This is a genomic window from Pseudomonas umsongensis (assembly GCF_012647205.1).
GTDB classification, from domain to species: Bacteria; Pseudomonadota; Gammaproteobacteria; order Pseudomonadales; family Pseudomonadaceae; genus Aquipseudomonas; species Aquipseudomonas umsongensis.
In genome coordinates, this window is the sequence record NZ_CP051487.1 from 6,596,835 (window position 1) to 6,615,145 (window position 18,311).

Genomic DNA, 18,311 nt, shown 5'->3' on the forward strand with positions numbered 1-18,311 from the left:
TTCCATGCTTTAAGCCTGTCTCGCTTGCGGCTTGAGCCGCACGTAAAGGGTTTTTCCGACACGCGCCACCAGGTGGCCGGCGCCGTCATGGATATCGACCTGCAATTGCGGCAGGTACTTCTTGCCCTCCGCCGTCTGCCGGCGGATCTCGTCGAGCAAGGTGTCATCGATGTTGAAACGGGCGAATACCGGGCCTTTGCCCGGCGCAATGAAATCGATGTCGGCGGACTTGTCCCAGATGATGTACTCGCGACCAAGGTTTTCCATCAGCATCAGCATGAAGAACGGATCGACCATTGAATACAGGCTGCCGCCAAACTGCGTGCCGACGTAGTTGCGGTTGTACCAACTCAAGCCCATGGACACCTGGACATCACGAAAGTCATCGCTGATGTACCGCACCCGAACCCCGGCACCAAGGTACGGCGGATAGAGGTTCATGAACCGGCACATCAAGCGGGCCTTGCCAAACCTGCGCGTCAGCCACTTAAACATCAGGGCGAGTACCCAGGCCCATGGCTTGCCGGGCGAACCAGCGCTTGGCCGGCGGCAGCAGATCAAGACCGAGCAGGCCCAGATTGCGGCCCAATGAGACCAGCGGCTGAGTACTGCCGAACAGGCGCGTGACCTGGTCGGAGAAGCCCACGGTGAGGCTCTGGTCCAATCGCTGGCGCTCGCGGTAATCCTGCAAAGTGGCGAAGTCGCCCGGCAGACGTTCGCTGGCGAGCAGCGCATCGGCCAGCGCCTGGGCATCGCGCAGGGACAGGTTGAACCCCTGGCCGGCAATCGGATGCAGGCTGTGGGCAGCATTGCCGAGAACCACCAGGTGCGAGCGCACCTGCTCTTCGGCCTCCACCAGCGCCAGCGGATACAAGTGCCGCACACCGACTTGCTTCAACGTGCCAAGGCGATAACCGAACACCCCCTGCAGCTCGCTCAGGAAACTGCGCTCATCAAGGGCGGCCAGGCGCTGTGCATCCATGCCCTGGCGGGTCCAGACCAGCGCGCAACGATTGTCCGGCAACGGCAGGAACGCCATTGGGCCGTCGTCGGTGAAACGTTCGAACGCCATGCCGTCATGGGCTTCGCTCGGGGTGATGTTGGCGATCAGCGCGCTCTGGTTGTATGGGCGTTTCTTGATGCCGATGCCCAGTTGCTCGCGCAAGCCTGAACGGCCGCCATCGGCGAGCACCGCAAGGTCGCAATCGAGCGTGGTTTCGTCATTCAGGGTCAGGCGGTAGCCATCAGTGAGCGGCTCCATGCGCGTGACTTCCGCCGGACAACGCCAACTGATCACGTCCTGGTCCAGGCCTTGCCACAGGCAATGGCCAAGCCAGGCGTTTTCCACCACATACCCCAGCGCCGGAACGCCCTCTTCCATCGCCGACAGTCGCGCCGTGGAAAAACGCCCACGGTCAGAGACGTGAATCTGCTTGATCGGCTCTGCGCGGCGGGAGATTTCCTGCCAGGCGCCCAGGCGCTGATAAATCTGCCGCGCACCGAAGGACAACGCCGTGGAACGCGCATCGTAACTGGGTTGATAGCTGTCCCCGGGGGCAAACGGTTCGATCAGCACGATCTTCCAGCCACGGGCCTTTGCCCCGGCCTGCAAGGCTAACGCCAGACTGGCGCCGACCAGGCCGCCACCGATAATCGCCAGGTTGACTCGATTCATGCCGCTTGTGTCCGTGCTTGCGCCATCAGGGCCTCGATCTCGGCGACGGTTTTCGGTACGCCTTTCGTCAGGATTTCACAGCCGGCCTTGGTGACCACGACATCGTCCTCGATGCGCACGCCAATGCCGCGCCATTTCTTCGCCACGCTCTGGTTGTCCGGAGCAATGTAGATCCCCGGCTCCACGGTCAGCGCCATGCCCACTTCCAGCACGCGCCATTCGCCACCGACCTTGTACTCGCCGACGTCATGCACATCCATGCCCAGCCAATGACCGGCGCGGTGCATGTAGAATGCCTTGTAGGCTTCGCTGGCGATCAGTTCGTCGACGTTACCCTGCATCAGTCCCAGCTCGACCAGGCCCGAGGTAATCACCCGCACCGTGGCTTCGTGGGCCTGGTTCCAGTGCTTGTTCGGGGCAATCTCGGCAAACGCGGCTTCCTGGGCGGCCAGCACCAATTCGTAGATTGCCTTCTGTTCTGCGCTGAATTTGCCGTTGACCGGCCAGGTACGCGTGATGTCGCTGGCGTAGCAGTCGATCTCGCAACCGGCGTCGATCAGCACCAGATCGCCGTCCTTGAGCAGCGCGTCATTCTGCTGGTAATGCAGGATGCAGCTATTGCGCCCCGCCGCGACGATCGAGCCGTAGGCCGGCATCTTCGCCCCGCCTTTGCGAAACTCGTAATCGAGTTCGGCTTCCAGGCTGAACTCATGCAACCCGACGCGGCTGGCCTGCATCGCACGCACGTGTGCCTGGGCGGAAATCCGTGCGGCTTCGCGCATCACCTTCACCTCTGCCGCCGATTTATACAGGCGCATGTCGTGCAGCAGGTGATCCAGGGCAACGTATTCGTTCGGCGGCTGGGCGCCGAGGTTGGCCTTGGAGCGGATCACGTTGATCCATTCCATCAGGTGCCGGTCGAATTCCGGGTTGCTGCCCATTGCCGAGTAGACGCGGTCACGGCCTTCGATAAGGCCGGGCAGGATGTCGTCGATATCGGTGATCGGGAAGGCGTCGTCGGCACCGAAGTCGCGAATCGCACCCTCTTGCCCGGCGCGCAGGCCGTCCCACAACTCGCGTTCGGCGTTGCGTTCACGGCAGAACAGGATGTATTCACCATGCAGGCGCCCTGGCATCAGGACCAACACGGCCTGAGGCTCGGGAAAACCGCTGAGGTACTGGAAGTCGCTGTCCTGGCGATAGACGTGCTCGACGTCGCGGTTGCGGATGGCTACCGCGGCGGCGGGCAGGATGGCGATGCTGTTGGGTTCCATCTGCGCCATCAGGGCCTTGCGGCGACGGCTGTATTCCGATTTCGGGATATGAATCATGGGCAGATGGCGTTCCCTGGCATTGATCAGTGCAGCGACGGCTTGGCCGCAGCCGCTGCGTCTTTCTTGGTTTCCGAGAACAGCAGCAGCGGCGCGACGCGCAGGTACTCCATGACTTCCATATAGTCGGTTTCGCCGTCTTCGGACTCTTCCAGCGCGTCTTGCACCTGGGAAATGGCTGCAAGATCCTGCAACACTTCAGTTGCCTCAGTGCTGAGCATGCTACTGTCGCGGCAATTCAAGCCGAAACCACTGAGGAAGCCTTGGCACCACTGGCCCAGAGCCACGGCGCGTTCGGTCAGCGGAGCGTCGTCGGTCGGCAGCAACAGGACCACGGTTACGTCGTCGCCGGTGAGCTCACCCTTGACCATCTCTTGCAGGCCGATCAGGGCGCTGCGAACGTTGTCCTGCGGCTCGCTTTCGAGCAGTTCGGCGGCGTCGATCAGCCAGCCTTCGGCGTCGAAACCGGCGCCGGCGCAACTGCGGCCGAGCAGCAGGCCGTGCAGTTCGGCAGGCGAGACGTTATGACCGCTGGAGGTCAGCAGGGTGGCGAAGCCTTGGTACGGGGAATTCTGAATGGTCATGGGCAGCTAGGCGCCAGACGGCGCTATGTCTAGAATGAAGGCCTTGTATCCTACATCGACTACCCCTGTAGGAGCGAGCACGCTCGCGATGGTCGTCAACGATATCCCTGGGGTCCTGACACCCCGCGGCGTTCTCAGGTTCATCGCGAGCATGCTCGCTCCTACAGTTACCACCCATCAGACGAACAGTGGACACAATGGAAGACACCGACCTGCAAGCGCTGATGGCCAGACTCGAACTGTTGATTACCCGAGTCGAGCAACTTAAGAGCCAAAACGGACTCTTACTAGCTCAGGAAAAGACCTGGCGCGAGGAACGCGCGCACCTCATTGAAAAAAACGAAATCGCCCGGCGTAAGGTCGAATCGATGATTTCGCGCCTCAAGGCCCTGGAGCAAGACTCATGAGTTCAAGCAATAGCGTCACTGTGCAGATCCTCGACAAAGAATATTCGATCATCTGCCCCCAGGAAGAGCGCAGCAACCTGGTGAGCGCCGCTCGCTACCTGGACGGCAAGATGCGCGAAATCCGCAGCAGCGGCAAAGTCATCGGCGCCGATCGCATCGCCGTGATGGCCGCGCTGAACATCACGCACGATTTGCTGCACAAGGAAGAACGACCGGATATCCAGGCCAGCGGTTCAACCCGCGAACAGGTGCGCGACCTGCTCGATCGCGTCGATCTGGTGCTCGCCACTGATCCGGATGTCACCAAGGGCTGATTCGCGTCACCGCTTGCGGTATACTCTGATCACTCCCTGGGGTGCTTGCCAGTTGGCGATGTCCCTGAGCCGATTTGCTATACCCTGGAAGTCGCACGTTGGGCTGGTGTGCATGTCCGCTAGACGGAAAGCCTTAAAGCCTACTGCGTCTTCCACCTTGAACTTTCGGGTTCAAGGGCTAAGTCGACAGCGGCACATCCGGGGAGCCTGATTCCAGTCCGATGCCGGTTTTAATACCGGCATCGGCGTTTTTACTGCTCTGCTTTTTTACAGAGGCGCTTTAGGTAACCGTATTGCCGAAGCCAAAATCCATGACCGAACCTGCGCTGCTCCCTCGACCGCAACTTCGACGCATGCTGCGCAAGGCCCGCCGCGCACTGACAACCAGTCAGCAGCGCCAGGCGGCTCGCGGGCTGTACAAGCAATTGGCCCAGCAACCGCTGTTCCGCCGCGCCAAACACATCTCTCTTTACCTGCCCACCGACGGTGAAATCGATCCGCGCCTGTTGTTGCGTGCGGCTCAACGTCGGGGCAAGGCCACCTATCTGCCGGTGCTCAGTGCCTGGCCGCGAACCAAAATGGTGTTCCAGCGCATCCGCCCAGGCGAAAAGCTCAAGCCCAATCGCTTCCGTATCCTCGAACCCAGGCACAACCTCGCACGACAACGCAAAGTCTGGGCGCTGGACCTGGTGCTGCTGCCATTGGTGGGGTTTGACGATGTTGGCGGACGCCTGGGCATGGGCGGCGGCTTCTATGATCGAAGCCTCGCCTACCTGGCGCGCCGCAATGACTGGCGTAAACCGACATTGCTAGGGCTGGCCCATGAATGCCAGAAGGTCGAGCGACTGGCTCAAGCGAGCTGGGATGTGCCGTTGCAAGGAACGGTGACGGACAAGGCCTGGTATTACGCAGGCTAGACGCCACCGCGCTCAGGCGTCAAAAAGCAAGGATCAGCGCTTGAAGGCTGTCGACTGTTGCTGCAGCGCCGAGACCTCGATGGGTGCATCGGTCTTGTTGTTCCACAGGCTTTGGGCATAGCCAGTGGTTACGACGCCAAGGCCGAACAAAATAACCAAAATCCAAAGTAAATCCGGTTTGCGTTTCATCGATTGCCCCCCAAAGGCATATCAACACGATGTCAGCAGCGGTTTCCATTTGTAGGCCGTGCAGCAGCGTCAAGCTTGAAAGGCCGGCATTTTGCGACAACGTGAACCCGCACGCAAATGCTGGCGTCAACCGACCGTCGGTTTGTCATAAAATTGCCCGACGACCTTTCCACCCACTTCGCAAGGAGCCAAACCATGGCCTATTGGCTGATGAAATCCGAGCCCGACGAACTCTCGATCAAAGGCCTGGAGCAGCTTGGCAGAGCGCGCTGGGACGGGGTTCGCAACTATCAGGCGCGTAATTTTTTGCGCGCAATGGCGGTGGGGGACGAGTTCTTTTTCTACCATTCGAGCTGCCCTGAGCCGGGGATTGCCGGGATTGGAAAGATCGTCAAAGCCGCCTATCCGGACCCAACCGCACTGGAGCCCGAGAGTCATTACTACGATCCGAAGGCCACTGCCGAGAAAAACGCCTGGAGCGCTATCGATGTCGCTCACGGCGAAACGTTTTCCAAAGTGTTGAAGCTGGATTTCCTGAAACAGCAATCGGCGCTGGCCGAAATGCCACTGGTACAGAAAGGCTCGCGACTGTCGGTGATGCCCGTGACCGCCGAGCAATGGGCGGCGGTGCTTGGTCTGCGCTGATCAATGCACGGCCGCCTGTCACTCTGGCTGACCTTGCCAACCAGTCAGGCTTGACCCTCAGTTGACTATCATCAAGGTGCTCAAGCGCGTTCCTGCCAGACTGGGACGCTATAGACGCAGGATGCCGACATGTCGACGCACAGCCGTTCTTCGCTTTTCTTCGTATTTTTACTGGGGGCTGTGCTGCTGGCCGCCGGAGTGATTGGTTATTGGCGGTCGACCGTTAACCGGCTGCCCGAAGGGTTGCATGTCGGCAATGGTCGACTTGAAGCCACTGAAGTCCAGATCGCCAGTAAAACACCCGGTCGATTGGCTGAAGTGCTGGTGGACGAAGGCGACAAGGTAACCCAGGGTCAAATGTTGGCCCGCATGGACACCCGGACCCTCGAAGCCCAGCGCAACCAGGCTGAAGCCGAAGTGATACGCGCTCAGGAGAATCTTTCCGCGGCCCAGGCCAATGTGAAACTGCGCCAGAGCGAGCAACTGCTCGCCCAGCAAGAACTCAAACGCTCTCAGGCGTTGTTCAATCGCGGTTTCGCCAGCGGCCAGATCATCGACCAACAGCAGTCACGCTTCGATACCGCCAACGCGGCTGTTACCGCGGCCCGCGCGCAGGTGTCCGCCGTCAGCGCCGCCATTGGCGCTGCACAAGCGCAAGTGGCTCAGTTAAACAGCGAAATCGACGACAGTAGCTTGCGGGCTCCTATCGACGGGATCATTCAGCTTCGCATGGCCGAACCTGGAGAAGTGCTCGGCGCGGGTGGGCGAGTATTGCTGCTGATTGACCCGCACGACCAATATATGAACCTCTATCTTGCAGCATCCGTCGCCGGACGCCTGGCGGTCGGCGATGAAGCGCGGATCCTGCTGGACGCCCTGCCCGACCAGCCGTTGCCGGCAAAAATCAGCTTCGTGGCGGCCAAATCGCAGTTCACACCCAAAGAAGTCGAGACCCGCGACGAACGTCAGAAGCTGGTGTTTCGGGTCAAGCTACGCCTGACCCGCCCCAGCGCCGTGCCCCAGGCCAAACCGGGGATGCCCGGCAACGGCTACGTGCGCACCGCTCCCATTGACTGGCCGGCCAATCTTCAATGACCGGCCTGGCACTGCATGCCACTCGCCTTCAGCACCGCTATGGCGAGCGGCGTGCACTGACCGACATCACGCTCAGTCTGCCCACCGGTACCCGGTGTGGGTTGATTGGCCCGGATGGCGCCGGCAAATCCAGCCTGCTGGGATTGATTGCCGGCGTGAAGACGCTACAGGAGGGCCAACTGGAAGTGCTCGGTGGCTCGATCCAGGACCGGCGCCACCGCAACAGCCTCTACTCGCGCATAGCGTTCATGCCTCAAGGCCTGGGCGGCAACCTGTACCCTGATCTGTCGATCCGCGAGAACATTCACTTTTTCGCCACACTGTTCGGGCTGTCCGGGGCCGAAAGCGATCAGCGCATGCACAGCCTGCTGCTGGCCACCGATCTGCTGCGATTTGCCGAGCGCCCGGCCGGCAAGCTGTCGGGCGGAATGAAACAGAAGCTCGGCCTCTGTTGTGCGCTGATCCATGAGCCGGATTTGTTGATCCTCGATGAGCCGACCACTGGCGTCGATCCTTTGTCCCGACGGCATTTCTGGGAGTTGATTGATGACGTTCGGCGCCAACGCCCGCAACTGACGCTGCTGGTCGCCACCGCGTACATGGAAGAGGCCGAGCAGTTCGAACACTGCCTGATGCTCGATGACGGCAAGCTGATCGCCGGCGGTTTGAGCCGCGACCTGCGGGCGGTAACCCCCAGCGGCAAACTCGATGTAGCCTTCACCCACTTTCAGGGCGACACCGGCCACGACAACCGGCCGCTAGTGATCCCTCCCCGGACCAACGCCAAGGCTGACATCGCCATCGAAGCCCATGACCTGACCCTACGCTTCGGCGATTTCACCGCTGTGGACAAAGTCAGCTTCGCCATCGGTCGCGGCGAGATCTTCGGGTTTCTGGGATCCAACGGTTGCGGAAAAACCACCACCATGAAAGTGCTCACCGGGCTGATCCCGGCCAGTGAAGGCAGTGCCACGTTGCTGGGCAACCCAGTAAACGCCAAGGACCTGGCCACCCGCAAGCGCGTCGGCTTCATGTCTCAGAGCTTCTCGCTCTATGGCGAGCTCAGCGTGCGACAGAATCTGGACCTGCATGCGCGACTGTTCGATTTGCCCCAGGCCGACAGCACTCAGCGCATCGACGAACTGATCCAGCGCTTCAGCCTGGCCAGCGTCGCCCATCAGTCGTCCGGTGCATTGCCGCTGGGTCTGCGCCAACGATTATCCCTGGCGGTGGCGGTACTGCATCGCCCGGAAGTACTGATCCTCGACGAACCCACCTCCGGCGTTGATCCGGCGGCGCGGGACGATTTCTGGCGACTGCTGACCGAATTGTCCCGTGAACAGGAGGTGACGATATTCCTGTCCACCCACTTCATGAACGAAGCCCAGCGCTGCGACCGCATCTCATTGATGCACGCAGGCAAGGTATTGGCCTGCGACACCCCGGCAGCACTGCAACAGCAGTTCAACGGCCAGACGCTCGAGGCCGCGTTCGTCACCTGCCTGGAACAGGCCCAGGGCCCGGTCGCAACAACGGCGCCATCAACACCCATCGACACAACGCTCGCACCCACCACATCGATGAACGATCGTCGCTTCAGCTTTGGGCGGCTGAGGGCGCTGGCGAGTCGTGAAAGCAAGGAACTGCTGCGCGATAGAGTGCGCCTGGCCTTCGCACTGCTCGGGGCGATGCTCATGATGGTGATTTTCGGCTATGGCATTTCCCTGGACGTGGAGAAACTCGCCTTCGCGGTCTACGACCAGGACCAGACCCCACAAAGCCGGGCTTATCTGGAGGCCTTCCGCGGCTCCCGTTACTTCGACGAGCAACCCCCGATAAGCGATCCAACGCAGTTGCATCGACGACTGCAGCGCTCGGAAATCAAACTGGCGCTGGAGATTCCCCCCGGATTCGGTCGGGATCTGTTCGCCGGTCGCCAACCTGCGGTAGCGGCGTGGCTCGACGGCGGGATGCCGTTTCGCGCTGAAACCAGCCGCAACTATGTGGAAGCGGTACACCAGGCCAACCTGGAGCAACTGGCGGATCAGTCCAGTCCCGCACCACCCCGGCAAGCACCAGCCAAACTGGAAACCCGTTTCCGCTACAACCAGGATGTCGTCAGCGTCAACGCCATCGGCCCTGGAGTAATGGCGCTGATCCTGGCGTTCATCCCGGCCATGCTGACTGCTCTGGGCATTGTGCGGGAGAAGGAACTGGGCTCGATCACCAACTTCTACGCCACACCGCTGACCCGCCTGGAGTTCCTGCTAGGTAAACAGGTGCCGTATCTGGCCGTCAGTCTGATCAATCTCGCCGTGCTGGCAGCCATGAACCGCTGGCTGTTCGGCGTCCCTTTCAAGGGCAGCGCATTGACCCTGGCCTTCGGCGGATTGCTCTACGTGCTGGCGACCACCAGCATGGGCCTGTTGATTTCGGCGTTCACCCGAACCCAGATCGCCGCGATTCTCGGCACTATGATCATCACCAGTCTGCCGACCATCCAGTTCTCCGGTTTGATCGTGCCGCGATCGTCGCTCGATGGTGCGGCCGCGGTCATGGGGATGCTGTTTCCGGCAGGCTATTTTCTCGATATCGCTGTCGGCACCTTTACCAAGGCCCTGGATATCCGGCAGTTGTGGCCACAATGCCTGGCACTGTTCGGGTTCTTTCTCGGGTTCACCGGGCTCAGCCTGGCCATGCTGAAAAAGCAGGAGGTCTGATGCACAAGCTTGGGCACATCCTGCGTCTTGGCCTCAAGGAGCTCACCAGCCTGCGACATGACAGTGTGTTGCTGCTGTTCCTGTTCTACGCCTTTACAGTGGCGATCTACATGCCGGCCGCGGGCTCAGTGATCGGTGTGCACAACGCCAGCGTGGCCATGGTCGATGAAGATCACAGCCCCATGTCGCGCCAACTGGCTCAGGTTCTGCGGCCGCCGGAATTCCAACCGCCGGTGCCGCTGCCTTATGGTCAACTGGACGAAGTGCTGGACAGCGGGCGGTACACCTTCGTGATCAATGTTCCAGCCAATTTTCAGGCCGATCTGCTGGGCGGCCACCAGCCAGCGGTGCAGGTCAACGTTGACGCCACCGCCATGAGCCAGGCGTTCATGGGCGCAGGCTATATCGGGCGGATTTTCCAGCGCGAGCTGCTGAGCTACAGTGGTCAGGGCGACGCGGCCAGCCAGACACCCGTGCTGCTGACAACACGAGCGCTGTTCAATACCAATCTGGAGGGTGGTTGGTTCCTGGCGGTGATTCAGATCGTCAACAACATCACGATTCTGGCCATCATCCTGACGGGCACAGCGCTGCTGCGTGAACGCGAGCATGGCACCCTCGACCATCTGCTGGTACTGCCACTGACGGCACTGGAAATCATGCTGGCGAAAGTCTGGAGCAATATGCTGGTGGTGGTGCTATGCACCTGGGTTTCGCTGGAGGTGATTGTCAAAGGCGCCCTTGGCGTGCCGCTGGCCGGTTCCATGAGCTTTTTCCTGCTGGTAACGGCGGTTTATCTGTTCGCCAGCACGGCGCTTGGAATCTTCCTCGCGACCCTCGCCCGCTCGACACCGCAGTTCGGCTTGTTGGCGATTCCGGTGATTATCCCGATGTTGCTGCTTTCCGGGGGCAGTACGCCCCTGGACAGCATGCCGCAATGGCTGCAATGGGTGATGCAGGGCTCGCCATCGACGCACTTCGTCAGCCTCAGCGCCGCGATACTGTTTCGCGACGCCGGCATCGGTGTCGTCTGGCCAGACTTGCTCGCATTAAGTGCCATCGGCCTGCTGTTTTTTACCATTGCACTGATGCGGTTTCGCAAGAGCCTGGCGTCCTGAGGAACGAGTAGAGAGGCACTCTCGCAACGAGTGCCCGTCCGCACAGCAAAAAGCTTATTGAATGATCAGGTTGTTGAACAACAGGTCCTCAACCACCGGCTTGCCGGTTTCATCATTCATGATCTGCTGGGTTTGCTTAAGGGCTTCCTGACGCAGCTTTTCCTTAGCCTCGACATTGTTCATCGTCTCGGTGGACTGCTGGGCAAACAGCGCCACCAGTTGATTACGAATCAACGGTTCGTTGGCCTTCACCGCTTTGGCGGCCTCGTCACCCGTCACACGCAATGCCACATCAGCCTTGTAGACCTTGAGCTTCGGCGTGCCATCGAGCCCGTAGTTGCCCACGAACGGCGGGCTCAAGGTGACGTAATTGACCTTCGGCGCCACCTCTTCCTTGGCCTCTTCGGCCACCGCTGCCATAGGCAAGGAAAGGCCCAGCAACAACATGATCCACGCTTTCACAATTCGCTCCTTATCCGGTTTGCGGCCTAGCATAACCAGCCGCTACGCCAGCACAAGCTTATGGCTGGTTATCAGGGCCGGGCATGCTCGTTGACCCGTCGACTCACACACCTACACTTATCGGCCAACACTCCCAAAGGAATAGCCCTGATGAAAGCCGTGCTGTGCAAAGCCTTCGGCCCTGCCGAATCGCTGGTGCTGGAAGACGTCGCCAGTCCTGTCGCGAAGAAGAACGAAATCCTGCTGGAGGTGCACGCCGCCGGGGTGAACTTTCCCGACACGCTGATCATCGAGGGCAAGTACCAATTCAAGCCGCCCTTCCCTTTTTCCCCCGGCGGTGAAGCCGCCGGCGTAGTCAGCGCCGTGGGCGAAAAAGTCAGCCACCTGAAAGTCGGTGACCGGGTCATGGCCCTTACCGGCTGGGGCAGCTTCGCCGAACAGGTCGCGGTGCCGGGTTACAACGTGTTGCCGATTCCGCCTTCCATGGACTTCAACACCGCCGCCGCCTTCAGCATGACCTATGGCACTTCGATGCACGCCCTCAAGCAGCGCGCCAACCTGCATCCCGGCGAAACCCTGCTGGTACTGGGCGCCTCCGGCGGTGTCGGCCTGGCGGCTGTGGAAATCGGAAAGGCCATGGGCGCCCGGGTGATCGCCGCGGCCAGCAGCGCGGAAAAACTTGCCGTGGCCAAGGCTGCAGGTGCCGACGAGCTGATCAACTACAGCGAAACCAGCCTCAAGGACGAAATCAAGCGCCTGACCGATGGCCAGGGTGCCGACGTGATCTACGACCCGGTGGGCGGCGACCTGTTCGACCAGGCCATCCGCGCCATCGCCTGGAACGGCCGCCTGCTGGTGGTTGGCTTTGCCAGCGGACGCATTCCCGAACTGCCAGTAAACCTCGCGCTGCTAAAGGGCGCGGCTGTACTCGGCGTGTTCTGGGGCTCGTTCGCCCAGCGTCAGCCGCAGGATAACGCCGCCAACTTCCAGCAATTGTTTGGCTGGTTTGCCGAAGGCAAGTTGAAGCCGCTGGTGTCGCAGGTGTACCCGCTAAGCAATGCCGCGCAGGCCATCAATGACCTGGGCCAGCGCAAGGCCGTTGGCAAGGTGGTTGTGCAGGTTCGCTGAGCCCGCCACACGGTCTGGACTCCCGTCAATGGTGTCCAGGCCGCCCCAAACTAAAGCAACTTGCGAATATCCTCCGGCAAAAACCTCACATACCTGGACACCGGGTTGTTAAGGCACTCCCTGACAATGATCGGTACTTTCCTGTTCATCCTGGCTATCAGCGCCAGGCGCCGCTCATTGGGTAATGTCGTCGCAGAAAAGGCATTCGATAAATATGCACGGGTGTAGTGGAACGCAGTGGTATCAGCCCAGGCGTGTTCCGGCGTGTTGGCCGTGACTGCATTTAGATCGCGACATTTCAGTTTCTTAAGCCATTCATTGAGATGAAGGGGTAACGCTGAATTGAATCCAAAGACCATCGGCGCAATCACTTCCTGTTCCGCAGGCTTCCCATCCTCAACCGTCCATGGCTTGAACCGCCACTGCCCTATCGCCACCCTGCACGCCTCGGCCAAATCATGATGATCGCTTTGCAAAATACTTACCTTGCTGACCGAGCCATCGGCATGGACCGTAAACCTGACCCTGACATCACCGATGATTCCGGCCCGTTGCAGCGCTGGCGGATAAATCGGCTTGGGGTTGTGCTCCGGTATCAGGAACACGTCACCTCCCCTACTTTCAACAGACAAAACCAACAGCACCAAACACATAACCCACCGCATAACGCATCCCCCTTCTTACCCTGCATCGCCAAACCTGGCTGCCAGACAAAGGGTAAAGATCGAAGGCTTTGGGCTGAAGGTCATGGCTTCCGGTAAAAGCGCAGGACCTTTCCCAAAAAGCTGCCCTATTGCGTTCAGATCAGGCACATCTACGTCGAAACGGTAACGCTTCCTACACCGCCCTTCATTTACGTCTGAGCGACATGTTCATAAAAGAACGCTCGATTTCCAACATTTCCGCTGTTTTGTCGATGAGAACCGATGCTATTTTCGGTAACGAAACTGTAACATTCGCATCCGCAGTCAAAACAAGAAATTTGGAGCTCTTGAATGTTTGCTTTCTTTCGTCCTGCCGCACATCAGGCTCCGCTGCCTGAAGAAAAAATAGACAGCACCTACCGACGCCTGCGCTGGCAGATCTTCGCCGGTATCTTTATCGGTTACGCCGGTTACTACCTGCTGCGCAAGAACTTCTCCCTGGCCATGCCTTATCTGATCGAAGAGGGCTATACCCGTGGAGAATTGGGCGTGGCGCTGTCGGCGATTGCCATTGCCTATGGTTTGTCCAAGTTTCTGATGGGCATCGTTTCCGACCGTTCCAATCCGCGCTACTTCCTGCCGTTCGGCCTGTTGGTCTCTGCAGCGGTGATGTTCACGTTCGGTTTCGCACATTGGGCGACGTCCAGCGTGACCATCATGTTCATCCTGCTGTTCATCAACGGCTGGGCGCAGGGCATGGGCTGGCCGCCAAGTGGGCGGACCATGGTCCACTGGTGGTCGCAGAAGGAACGCGGTGGCGTGGTGTCGCTGTGGAACGTGGCACATAACGTGGGTGGCGGCTTGATCGGCCCACTGTTCCTGATCGGCATGGGCCTGTTCAACGACTGGCACGCTGCGTTTTATGTACCGGCGGCAGTGGCCATGGCCGTGGCGGTGTTTGCCTTCATCACCATGCGCGACACCCCGCAATCGGTCGGCCTGCCGCCAATCGAGAAGTACAAGAACGACTATCCGGAAGGCTACGACGCGAGCCACGAAGAGGAATTCAGCGCCAAGGAAATCTTCGTCAAGTACGTGCTGCGCAACAAGATGCTCTGGTACATCGCCCTGGCCAACGTCTTTGTCTACCTGCTGCGCTACGGCGTGCTGGACTGGGCACCGACCTACCTCAAGGAGGCCAAGGGCTTCACTGTGGACAAGACGTCCTGGGCGTATTTCTTCTATGAGTGGGCCGGTATTCCGGGCACGTTGCTGTGCGGTTGGATGTCAGACAAGATCTTCCGTGGCAACCGTGGCCTGACAGGCATGGTGTTCATGGCATTGGTGACCGTGGCGACACTGGTGTATTGGCTCAACCCGGCCGGTAACCCGACTGTCGACATGATTGCGCTGGTCTCCATCGGCTTCCTGATCTACGGCCCGGTGATGCTGATCGGCCTGCAGGCACTGGAACTGGCACCGAAGAAAGCCGCCGGTACGGCTGCGGGCTTCACGGGGCTGTTCGGCTACCTGGGAGGTTCGGTCGCGGCCAGTGCAGCGATGGGCTACACCGTGGACCATTTCGGCTGGGACGGCGGTTTCATCTTGCTGATCAGCGCCTGCCTGCTGGCGATGGCCTTCCTGGCGCCAACCCTATGGCACAAGCAAGTCGCCAGTCAGAGCCGCGAAGCACTGGCTTGATCATCCTTTGACTTGCAGCGCTTGAGCCGCGCCTCCAGATTGCGGTCTGGCATGGCGTGGCTACGCAGGGCGTGGGCGGTCTGCTCGACATAATCGCGAGTAGTGCCGTAGCGCCCGCAAGCGTTCTCGAACACGTGGCTCAGGACATGATCCGGCAGGTTGCCGGCATAACTGGGCAGATGCCGCTCCAGGACAAATCCCAATGCCTGAACCTGGTTGCCGTCTTCCAGTCGGCAGTTGAGCCAGTGCGGGCGATAGGACGGAAATGGCATCTCACGTTTCCATAGCGCATACAACGACGCGTCCAGCTGTTCATCAGGCAAGCGATAGGCGAAACCGCTGCAGGAGCCGCCGCGATCCAGACCAAAGACCAGCCCAGGCATTTCCGGCGTGCCACGATGCTCGTGGGACCACAGGTACAAACCGCGATGATAGCCATGCACTCGCCCACGAACGCGCTCGACCGCCGTGCATTCAGGGCGCCAGATCAGCGACCCATACGCGAACAACCACACCGGCCCGCCTTTGTGGCGCGCCATGGTCGACTGCATCGAGCTGAGCAATTGTTCGTGCGTGAGTTGCGGCCCCAGATCCAGCTGCGGAGGATAGGACAGATTCAGAAACGAAGATTCAATGGCGCTCATGGCGAATAGCGTTCAGCTCCCCGCGAGTAGACAGTTACTAAATAGAACGCACCGCTGTAGCAATAAGGCACATATGTATTCAAGTAATTGAAGCGCATTGGCGCAACTCTTAATTAATTACTTGAACGATATATAACCTACCGAAATTTATATGATTTTATAAATACCGATCGGCTATATAGAGAGTTATAACGGGAGGAACTGTAGGAGCTGCCGCAGGCTGCGATCTTTTGATCTTCAAGGCAAGGTCAAAAGATCGCAGCCTGCGGCAGCTCCTACAAGGGCTGGATCAAGATCGTGGATCAAGATCGAGGCGCGTACGCAAACACATCGGCGCGCATCTGGTGGGCGTCCATCCCCGCCTCGACCAGCGCATCCAACGTGCCGTAGACCATTGCCGGCGAACCACTGGCGTACACGTGCAGGGCTTTGAGATCAGGAAAGTCTTCGCATACTGCCTCATGCAACATGCCGCAGCGTCCCTGCCAACCGCATTGATCGCTGACGACTTTATGCAGGAACAGGTTGGGCAGCTTCAGCCATTCATCCCAATGTTCGACTTCATAAAAGTCTTCAGGACGACGCACCCCCCAATACAGGTGCACCGGATGCTTGAAGCCCTCGGCGCGGCAATGCTCGATCAGGCCATGGACCTGGCCCATGCCGGTGCCCGCGGCGATCAACACCAACGGACCGTCCGGCAACTCGGCCAGGTGGGCATCACCGAACGGCATGTCGACACGCACCATGCTGTTGCGCTGAAGTTGCTCGATCAGGTTGAGCGCGCTGGCTTCACGCGCCAGCACGTGGATTTCCAGGTCACGGCCACCGGAGGGTGCCGAGGCCAGGGAGAAGGACGACTTCTCGCCGTTGTCGCGATGGATCATCAGATACTGGCCCGCGTGATATCGCGGCGGCTTGCCGGCGGGGGCCCGCAGCCGCACCCGCCAGGTATCACCACCGACCTCGGTGCAACTGGTGACCTGACACGACAGACTGCGCACCGGCAATTCTCCCAGCGCGAGCACGCCATCCCACAGCACGATGCAGTCTTCCAGCGGCTCTGCTATGCAAGTGTAGAACTCGCCATGGTCACGCACATCGCCCGCCTGCTCCACGCGCCCTTCCACCAGCAGTGCCGCGCACACATGGCAGTTACCGTTGCGACAGCTTTGCGGGCATTCATAGCCCAGGCGACGTGCGCCATCGAGAATCCGCTCGCCGGGCAAGATATCCAGTACTGCTCCGGAGGGCTGCAAGGTTACACGCATCAATCTATTCCTAACTGATTCCAGATGGCATCGATCCGCTGGGTCACGGCGTCGTCCTTGACGATTACACGGCCCCACTCGCGCGTGGTTTCACCCGGCCATTTATGCGTGGCATCGAGCCCCATCTTCGAGCCCAGGCCGGACACCGGCGAGGCGAAGTCCAGGTAGTCGATGGGCGTGTTCTCGATCATCACCGTGTCACGCTTGGGGTCCATGCGCGTAGTAATGGCCCAGATCACGTCGTTCCAGTCGCGGGCGTTGATATCGTCGTCAGTGACGATAACGAACTTGGTGTACATGAACTGTCGCAAAAACGACCAGACACCGAGCATTACCCGCTTGGCATGCCCCGGGTACGACTTCTTCATGGTCACGACGGCCATGCGGTACGAACAGCCTTCGGGCGGCAGGTAGAAGTCGGTGATCTCCGGGAACTGCTTCTGCAGGATCGGCACGAACACTTCGTTCAGCGCCACCCCCAGGATCGCCGGCTCATCCGGTGGACGCCCGGTGTAGGTACTGTGGTAGATCGGCTTGATCCGGTGGGTGATGCGCTCGACCGTGAACACAGGGAAGCTGTCGACTTCATTGTAGTAACCGGTGTGGTCGCCGTACGGCCCCTCATCGGCCATCTCGCCTGGATGGATCACGCCTTCAAGGATGATCTCGGCGGTAGCCGGCACTTGCAGGTCGTTGCCACGGCATTTCACCAGCTCGGTACGGTTACCGCGCAACAGGCCGGCGAAGGCGTACTCGGAAAGGCTGTCCGGCACCGGGGTCACGGCGCCAAGAATGGTCGCCGGGTCAGCACCCAGCGCCACGGCGACCGGGAACGGTTGGCCGGGATGTTTTTCGCACCATTCACGGTAATCCAGCGCGCCGCCACGGTGACTCAGCCAGCGCATGATGACCTTGTTGCGGCCGATCACTTGCTGACGGTAGATGCCGAGGTTCTGCCGGTCCTTGTTCGGACCTTTGGTGACCGTCAGGCCCCAGGTGATCAGCGGCGCGACGTCGCCTGGCCAGCAGGTCTGCACGGGCAACGTCGACAGGTCGACGTCGTCGCCTTCGATGACCACTTCCTGGCAGATCGCATCCTTGACCACCTTGGGTGCCATCGAGATGATCTTGCGGAAGATCGGCAGCTTGGACCAGGCGTCTTTCAACCCCTTGGGCGGCTCGGGCTCCTTGAGGAACGCCAGCAACTTGCCGATTTCGCGAAGCTCGCTGACCGCTTCGGCGCCCATGCCCAACGCCACGCGCTCGGGGGTACCGAACAGGTTGCCGAGCACGGGAATGTCAAAACCGGTGGGTTTTTCGAAAAGCAGGGCCGGGCCCTTGGCGCGCAAGGTGCGGTCGCAGACCTCGGTCATTTCGAGCACTGGGGACACCGGAACCTGGATGCGCTTGAGTTCGCCGCGCTGTTCCAGGCCGCTGATAAAGTCGCGCAAGTCGCGATACTGCAT

General features: G+C 60.1%; 19 protein-coding genes and 1 other RNA gene. 10 read left to right on the plus strand and 10 right to left on the minus strand.

Going from position 1 to position 18,311, the window contains the following annotated elements:
* Positions 1–9 precede the first annotated feature (9 nt).
* The 4 genes from HGP31_RS29935 to HGP31_RS29950 are packed head-to-tail and all read right to left on the minus strand — an operon-like array spanning position 10 to position 3,590.
* Positions 10–495, minus strand: a complete 486-nt coding sequence (locus tag HGP31_RS29935) for a DUF4442 domain-containing protein (protein ID WP_033042136.1) — start codon at positions 493–495, stop codon at positions 10–12.
* A complete protein-coding gene (gene ubiH / locus HGP31_RS29940) occupies positions 488–1,675 on the minus strand; it encodes a 2-octaprenyl-6-methoxyphenyl hydroxylase (RefSeq protein ID WP_020797272.1) in 1,188 nt (395 codons plus the stop codon). Before ubiH ends, HGP31_RS29935 begins: the two co-directional genes overlap by 8 nt.
* Positions 1,672–3,006, minus strand: a complete 1,335-nt coding sequence (gene pepP / locus HGP31_RS29945) for a Xaa-Pro aminopeptidase (protein WP_020797271.1) — start codon at positions 3,004–3,006, stop codon at positions 1,672–1,674. Before pepP ends, ubiH begins: the two co-directional genes overlap by 4 nt.
* A 26-nt stretch (positions 3,007–3,032) precedes the next feature.
* Entirely contained in the window at positions 3,033–3,590 is a 558-nt protein-coding gene (locus HGP31_RS29950) for a YecA/YgfB family protein (RefSeq protein ID WP_020797270.1), read from the minus strand.
* A 197-nt stretch (positions 3,591–3,787) separates the two neighbouring features.
* Between HGP31_RS29950 and HGP31_RS29955 the strand changes: the two genes are divergently transcribed.
* From HGP31_RS29955 to HGP31_RS29970, 4 genes are all read left to right on the plus strand, one after another.
* On the plus strand, positions 3,788–3,997 hold the full coding sequence (locus tag HGP31_RS29955; protein ID WP_007982902.1) for a TIGR02449 family protein: 210 nt from the start codon (positions 3,788–3,790) through the stop codon (positions 3,995–3,997).
* A complete protein-coding gene (locus HGP31_RS29960) occupies positions 3,994–4,311 on the plus strand; it encodes a cell division protein ZapA (protein WP_008055229.1) in 318 nt (105 codons plus the stop codon). Before HGP31_RS29955 ends, HGP31_RS29960 begins: the two co-directional genes overlap by 4 nt.
* Positions 4,312–4,341: 30 nt before the next feature.
* A non-coding RNA gene (ssrS, locus tag HGP31_RS29965) (6S RNA) lies at positions 4,342–4,520 on the plus strand.
* Between the two features lie 102 nt (positions 4,521–4,622).
* Positions 4,623–5,228, plus strand: a complete 606-nt coding sequence (locus HGP31_RS29970; protein WP_033042138.1) for a 5-formyltetrahydrofolate cyclo-ligase — start codon at positions 4,623–4,625, stop codon at positions 5,226–5,228.
* A gap of 33 nt (positions 5,229–5,261) precedes the next feature.
* Here HGP31_RS29970 and HGP31_RS29975 read toward each other — a convergent pair whose 3' ends face one another.
* Complete coding sequence (locus tag HGP31_RS29975) at positions 5,262–5,417, minus strand: hypothetical protein (protein ID WP_020797268.1); 156 nt, start codon at positions 5,415–5,417, stop codon at positions 5,262–5,264.
* A 195-nt stretch (positions 5,418–5,612) separates the two neighbouring features.
* On the opposite strand from HGP31_RS29975, the gene HGP31_RS29980 reads away from it, so the two are divergent.
* The 4 genes from HGP31_RS29980 to HGP31_RS29995 all read left to right on the plus strand — a co-directional run bounded on the left by HGP31_RS29980 (position 5,613) and on the right by HGP31_RS29995 (position 10,995).
* The gene (locus tag HGP31_RS29980; RefSeq protein ID WP_033042140.1) at positions 5,613–6,062 is read left to right on the plus strand and encodes an EVE domain-containing protein; all 450 of its coding nucleotides are present in this window, start codon (positions 5,613–5,615) and stop codon (positions 6,060–6,062) included.
* A gap of 129 nt (positions 6,063–6,191) precedes the next feature.
* Positions 6,192–7,157 (plus strand): HlyD family secretion protein, encoded by a 966-nt coding sequence (locus HGP31_RS29985; RefSeq protein ID WP_168759101.1) that lies wholly within the window; start codon positions 6,192–6,194, stop codon positions 7,155–7,157.
* Positions 7,154–9,877 (plus strand): ribosome-associated ATPase/putative transporter RbbA, encoded by a 2,724-nt coding sequence (rbbA, locus tag HGP31_RS29990; protein ID WP_168759102.1) that lies wholly within the window; start codon positions 7,154–7,156, stop codon positions 9,875–9,877. The genes HGP31_RS29985 and rbbA overlap by 4 nt, the downstream gene beginning before the upstream one ends.
* Positions 9,877–10,995, plus strand: coding sequence for an ABC transporter permease (locus HGP31_RS29995; RefSeq protein WP_033042145.1), 1,119 nt, complete (start codon positions 9,877–9,879; stop codon positions 10,993–10,995). Before rbbA ends, HGP31_RS29995 begins: the two co-directional genes overlap by 1 nt.
* Positions 10,996–11,049: 54 nt before the next feature.
* Here the strand turns inward: HGP31_RS29995 and HGP31_RS30000 are convergent, their stop codons facing one another.
* Positions 11,050–11,457 carry a flagellar basal body-associated protein FliL gene (locus HGP31_RS30000; protein ID WP_020797266.1) on the minus strand — a complete coding sequence of 136 codons (408 nt, stop codon included), beginning with the start codon at positions 11,455–11,457 and terminating at the stop codon, positions 11,050–11,052.
* 150 nt (positions 11,458–11,607) lie between these two features.
* Here HGP31_RS30000 and HGP31_RS30005 point away from each other — a divergent pair, with 150 nt between their 5' ends.
* Positions 11,608–12,585: an NADPH:quinone oxidoreductase family protein gene (locus HGP31_RS30005; RefSeq protein WP_168759103.1), complete on the plus strand. Its 978-nt coding sequence runs from the start codon at positions 11,608–11,610 to the stop codon at positions 12,583–12,585.
* Positions 12,586–12,635: 50 nt separating this feature from the next.
* Here HGP31_RS30005 and HGP31_RS30010 read toward each other — a convergent pair whose 3' ends face one another.
* Positions 12,636–13,250 (minus strand): energy transducer TonB, encoded by a 615-nt coding sequence (locus HGP31_RS30010; RefSeq protein WP_168759104.1) that lies wholly within the window; start codon positions 13,248–13,250, stop codon positions 12,636–12,638.
* Between the two features lie 330 nt (positions 13,251–13,580).
* On the opposite strand from HGP31_RS30010, the gene glpT reads away from it, so the two are divergent.
* On the plus strand, positions 13,581–14,930 hold the full coding sequence (gene glpT, locus HGP31_RS30015; RefSeq protein WP_033045731.1) for a glycerol-3-phosphate transporter: 1,350 nt from the start codon (positions 13,581–13,583) through the stop codon (positions 14,928–14,930).
* Here glpT and HGP31_RS30020 read toward each other — a convergent pair.
* From HGP31_RS30020 to ubiD, 3 genes are all read right to left on the minus strand, one after another.
* Complete coding sequence (locus tag HGP31_RS30020; RefSeq protein WP_020797262.1) at positions 14,906–15,574, minus strand: gamma-glutamylcyclotransferase; 669 nt, start codon at positions 15,572–15,574, stop codon at positions 14,906–14,908. The two genes, glpT and HGP31_RS30020, sit on opposite strands and share 25 nt — an antisense overlap.
* Before the next feature lie 302 nt (positions 15,575–15,876).
* The gene (locus tag HGP31_RS30025; protein ID WP_020797261.1) at positions 15,877–16,845 is read right to left on the minus strand and encodes a CDP-6-deoxy-delta-3,4-glucoseen reductase; all 969 of its coding nucleotides are present in this window, start codon (positions 16,843–16,845) and stop codon (positions 15,877–15,879) included.
* Positions 16,845–18,311 (minus strand): 4-hydroxy-3-polyprenylbenzoate decarboxylase, encoded by a 1,467-nt coding sequence (ubiD, locus tag HGP31_RS30030; protein WP_020797260.1) that lies wholly within the window; start codon positions 18,309–18,311, stop codon positions 16,845–16,847. The genes HGP31_RS30025 and ubiD overlap by 1 nt, the downstream gene beginning before the upstream one ends.

Coding starts and splice junctions, on each gene's coding strand:
- HGP31_RS29935 (WP_033042136.1), bottom strand. CDS start 495: ATGTTTAAGTGGCTGACGCGCAGGTTTGGCAAGGCCCGCTTGATGTGC.
- ubiH (WP_020797272.1), bottom strand. CDS start 1,675: ATGAATCGAGTCAACCTGGCGATTATCGGTGGCGGCCTGGTCGGCGCC.
- pepP (WP_020797271.1), bottom strand. CDS start 3,006: ATGATTCATATCCCGAAATCGGAATACAGCCGTCGCCGCAAGGCCCTG.
- HGP31_RS29950 (WP_020797270.1), bottom strand. CDS start 3,590: ATGACCATTCAGAATTCCCCGTACCAAGGCTTCGCCACCCTGCTGACC.
- HGP31_RS29955 (WP_007982902.1), top strand. CDS start 3,788: ATGGAAGACACCGACCTGCAAGCGCTGATGGCCAGACTCGAACTGTTG.
- HGP31_RS29960 (WP_008055229.1), top strand. CDS start 3,994: ATGAGTTCAAGCAATAGCGTCACTGTGCAGATCCTCGACAAAGAATAT.
- HGP31_RS29970 (WP_033042138.1), top strand. CDS start 4,623: ATGACCGAACCTGCGCTGCTCCCTCGACCGCAACTTCGACGCATGCTG.
- HGP31_RS29975 (WP_020797268.1), bottom strand. CDS start 5,417: ATGAAACGCAAACCGGATTTACTTTGGATTTTGGTTATTTTGTTCGGC.
- HGP31_RS29980 (WP_033042140.1), top strand. CDS start 5,613: ATGGCCTATTGGCTGATGAAATCCGAGCCCGACGAACTCTCGATCAAA.
- HGP31_RS29985 (WP_168759101.1), top strand. CDS start 6,192: ATGTCGACGCACAGCCGTTCTTCGCTTTTCTTCGTATTTTTACTGGGG.
- rbbA (WP_168759102.1), top strand. CDS start 7,154: ATGACCGGCCTGGCACTGCATGCCACTCGCCTTCAGCACCGCTATGGC.
- HGP31_RS29995 (WP_033042145.1), top strand. CDS start 9,877: ATGCACAAGCTTGGGCACATCCTGCGTCTTGGCCTCAAGGAGCTCACC.
- HGP31_RS30005 (WP_168759103.1), top strand. CDS start 11,608: ATGAAAGCCGTGCTGTGCAAAGCCTTCGGCCCTGCCGAATCGCTGGTG.
- HGP31_RS30010 (WP_168759104.1), bottom strand. CDS start 13,250: ATGCGGTGGGTTATGTGTTTGGTGCTGTTGGTTTTGTCTGTTGAAAGT.
- glpT (WP_033045731.1), top strand. CDS start 13,581: ATGTTTGCTTTCTTTCGTCCTGCCGCACATCAGGCTCCGCTGCCTGAA.
- HGP31_RS30020 (WP_020797262.1), bottom strand. CDS start 15,574: ATGAGCGCCATTGAATCTTCGTTTCTGAATCTGTCCTATCCTCCGCAG.
- HGP31_RS30025 (WP_020797261.1), bottom strand. CDS start 16,845: ATGCGTGTAACCTTGCAGCCCTCCGGAGCAGTACTGGATATCTTGCCC.
- ubiD (WP_020797260.1), bottom strand. CDS start 18,311: ATGCAGTATCGCGACTTGCGCGACTTTATCAGCGGCCTGGAACAGCGC.